Here is a 3,265-nt window from a genome sequence, read left to right as displayed (position 1 = left end):
GGCCAAGGCATACGCTGAACCCGTGGCAGACGAACGCGACAACACCCCCGGAGCCGTACGCGAATACCGCATGGCGGACCTCGCGGAGGCAGCCGGCATCACCGTACGCACCGTCCGCTTCTACCGTGAGCGCGGACTGATCCCCCCGCCCCGCCGAGAGGGCCGCATCGCCTGGTACGACGACCACCACCTGGCACGCCTGCGCACCATCGCCGCCCTCCTGGAGCGCGGCCACACCCTGAACGGCATCGCCGAACTCGCCGACGCCTTCGAGAAGGGCCGCGATGTCGGCGAACTCCTCGGCCTCGGCCGGCCCACCGAGGAGCAGCCGGTCCGCCTCACCCCCGAGGAACTGGCCGACCACTTCGCGGGCGAGGTCACCCCGGAGAACCTCGTCGCCGCCCTGGACCTCGGCTACCTGGGCACCGACGGCGACGAGCTCGTCCACATCAGCCGCCGCCTCCTTGACGCGTCATCCACCTTGGTGAGCAAGGGAGTCCCGCTCGCCGCGGTCCTGGAGGCGGGCCGGCAGGTGCGCGAACACGCCGACGCGCTCGCCGAGCTGTTCGTCACGGTCATGCGCACGCACGCCTCCGGCACCACCGGGGTGGACATCGAACAGCTCCGCCCGGTGGCCAAGAGCGTGGTGGAGGCGGAACTCTCCATGGCACTGGACCGCCGCCTCAACCAGCCCGGATAACGCGCCACGTCAGCGAACGCGCCACGTCAGCGCGGCAGCCACCAACGCGCCTTGTAAATCCCCCCATTGACTAGCTTGTAGCTGCTCTCGGGCCGATGGACGCTCACCCTCGTCGTCCACCACGTCTCCTCAAGGCCCTTCTCCGGCGCCGTGGACACGACCTGCCCGGTACGCGGATCGTCGCCGACGGCCTTCACGGACTTCCGGGAGATCGCCTCGGCCCCGGCGTAGTCCTGAAGGAAGGCCCCGCCGCGCGTCTCGTACTGGAAGACGGCCGCGTTGGTCGTCACCCACAGCCGCCCCGGCCGCCCCGCCACGGGGAAGAGATCGTGCCCGCCGGGCGTCCGGCCCGGGGTCCCCACCGGCAGCCCCACCGCGGACACCCGCGTCAGCGTGGGCCGCGCGGCCGTGCCGCCCACCCGGTACGTCACCAGCTCGTCGTCGCCGATCGCCCACAGCACCCGGCGCGCCCTGTCCCAGTGCAGCCCGTGCGCGCCCTTGAGGGTCGCCTCCGCGTACCGCTCGGCGCGCGGGCCCTGCGACGCCGCGTACAGCCGCACGAGCGCACCCGTACTGCACGCCACGGCCACGTTGCCGTCGGGCAGGATCTCCGCGCTGTGCGGATTGAACAGATCGTCCCCGCCCCCGAGGGCCGCGCCCCAGTACCGCCTGCCCGTCGGGTGCTCGACGACGGCCACGAACCCGAACGACGCCGTCGTTAGGACGTACGTACGCCCCCGGTGCAGCCGCACCTTCGCCTCGCACGGGTACACCCAGCTCTCGTCCGGGCGGAGGTCCGCGTAACGCGGGTCACCGAGCGGCGAGAACTGCCACCGCACCACGGACGGGTCGGCGGCCGGGTCCCAGACCCGCCGCCGGGGGTCGAGGACGAGGAGGCGCCTGCTCGCCTGCTCGGTCAGCAGCACGGGCGGCGTCCGGGCGGGACGGCCGCCCCCGCTCGCCCCGTACGCCTCGGCGGCGGGCAGCACCGCCGCGATCCCGGCACCCGTGGCGCCCAGCACCACGGCACGTCTGGAAGGCATGGCCGACACGGAGTACCCCCGGATCCACGGCAGTTGGTCATGTACGCGACCGCAATCTGCCACGCCCCGGGGGCGGGGGACAGCCTTCCGCCGGACTTTGTGCCCGTGTCCCGCCGGGGACCACCCCTCTGGCGGAGGCCACCAGGCCGCGCACCACCGCGCGACGCCCTACAGGTCGTAGGCGACCGTGAGGCCCTACAGGTCGTAGACCACAGTGACGGGCGCGTGGTCGCTCCACCGCTCCGCGTGGCTCGCGGCCCGCTCCACGTACGCCTTGACCGCGCGCGCGGCGAGATCCGGCGTCGCGACGTGGTAGTCGATGCGCCAGCCCGTGTCATTGTCGAAGGCGCGCCCGCGGTAGGACCACCACGAGTAGGGCCCCTCCACGCCGGGGTGCTGCGCCCGCACGACGTCCTCGTACTCCTCGAAGACCGCGCTCATCCAGGCGCGCTCCTCCGGCAGGAACCCGGAGTTCTTCTTGTTGCCCTTCCAGTTCTTGAGGTCGGCCTCCTGGTGGGCGATGTTCCAGTCGCCGCAGACGACGACGTGGCGCCCCTCGGCGGCGGCCCGCTCCTTCAGTTCCTTGAGGTAGGCGAGGAACTCCCCCATGAACCGCAGCTTCTCGTCCTGCCGCTCGGTGCCGACCTCCCCGGAGGGCAGATACAGGCTGGCGACGGTGACGCCCGGCAGATCGGCCTCCACATACCGCCCGCTGCCGTCGAACTCCGTCGACCCGAAGCCGACCCGCACCCGGTCCGGCTCGCGGCGCGTATAGAGGGAGACACCGGCGCGCCCCTTGGCCGCGGCGGGCGCGTGCACGACGTGCCAGCCCTCGGGGCCGCGGACCTCGTCCGGCAGCTGCTGCGGCTCGGCGCGCACCTCCTGCAGGCACAGCACGTCGGCCGTGGTCCCGCCGAGCCACTCCACGAAACCCTTCTTGGCGGCGGCACGCAGCCCGTTCACATTCACAGAGGTCACTGTCAGCACAACACTCGCCTTACTCGTCCTTGGCCACTTCCTCCTCGGGCCAGGGACCAGGCTCCCATACGCCGGCGGCATGACAGGCGCCCCGAGGGTGAGGGCCGAAGGCCGTCACCGCCGGGGCGCCGACGTCACCGCGTGGTGCCGGTGTTAGTCCATGACCAGGTCGCCGAAGCCGACGATGGTGGTGAACGGCGCCTCGACCTCCTGCTCCCAGCCGTTGTTCGCGGACGCCGCGGTGGCTCCGGCCAGGGTGGCCGCGGCGGCCAGGGCGAGGGCGGCGAACACGGTACGAATGCGCATGGATTTCTCCTTCATGAGGTTTGTCCCGACGACCAGAAGGGTTCTCCGATCGCCTCCCGCATACCGCTGTGGACCCGCCGATCAACTCGAACGCGCGGGAACTTCGCCCGTACGGCCGGATCTTCAGCGACCGAGATCACCCTCCCGCGACGCCCTCCACCCCTGCACACTGGAACGCGCGTTCCCCACTCACCTCATCAGAATTCGCATAGAAGTACGATGCCACGCATGTCTATCC

At 71.5% G+C, this 3,265-nt stretch carries 4 protein-coding genes; 1 reads left to right on the top strand and 3 read right to left on the bottom strand.

The window, feature by feature from the left end:
* Positions 1-70: 70 nt before the first annotated feature.
* A complete protein-coding gene (locus tag GKQ77_RS30490; RefSeq protein WP_219692356.1) occupies positions 71-700 on the top strand; it encodes a MerR family transcriptional regulator in 630 nt (209 codons plus the stop codon).
* 26 nt (positions 701-726) lie between these two features.
* Here GKQ77_RS30490 and GKQ77_RS30485 read toward each other — a convergent pair whose 3' ends face one another.
* The 3 genes from GKQ77_RS30485 to GKQ77_RS30475 all read right to left on the bottom strand — a co-directional run bounded on the left by GKQ77_RS30485 (position 727) and on the right by GKQ77_RS30475 (position 3,027).
* Complete coding sequence (locus GKQ77_RS30485; protein WP_258022247.1) at positions 727-1,743, bottom strand: DUF6528 family protein; 1,017 nt, start codon at positions 1,741-1,743, stop codon at positions 727-729.
* A gap of 195 nt (positions 1,744-1,938) precedes the next feature.
* On the bottom strand, positions 1,939-2,730 hold the full coding sequence (locus GKQ77_RS30480) for an exodeoxyribonuclease III (protein ID WP_219692354.1): 792 nt from the start codon (positions 2,728-2,730) through the stop codon (positions 1,939-1,941).
* Positions 2,731-2,874: 144 nt separating this feature from the next.
* Positions 2,875-3,027 carry a hypothetical protein gene (locus GKQ77_RS30475; RefSeq protein WP_219692353.1) on the bottom strand — a complete coding sequence of 51 codons (153 nt, stop codon included), beginning with the start codon at positions 3,025-3,027 and terminating at the stop codon, positions 2,875-2,877.
* Positions 3,028-3,265: the final 238 nt, after the last annotated feature.

The organism is Streptomyces anatolicus (genome assembly GCF_019400875.1).
Lineage (GTDB): Bacteria > Actinomycetota > Actinomycetes > Streptomycetales > Streptomycetaceae > Streptomyces > Streptomyces anatolicus.
Note: the sequence above shows the minus strand (reverse complement) of the source record. Positions and strands in the feature narration are given on the sequence as shown.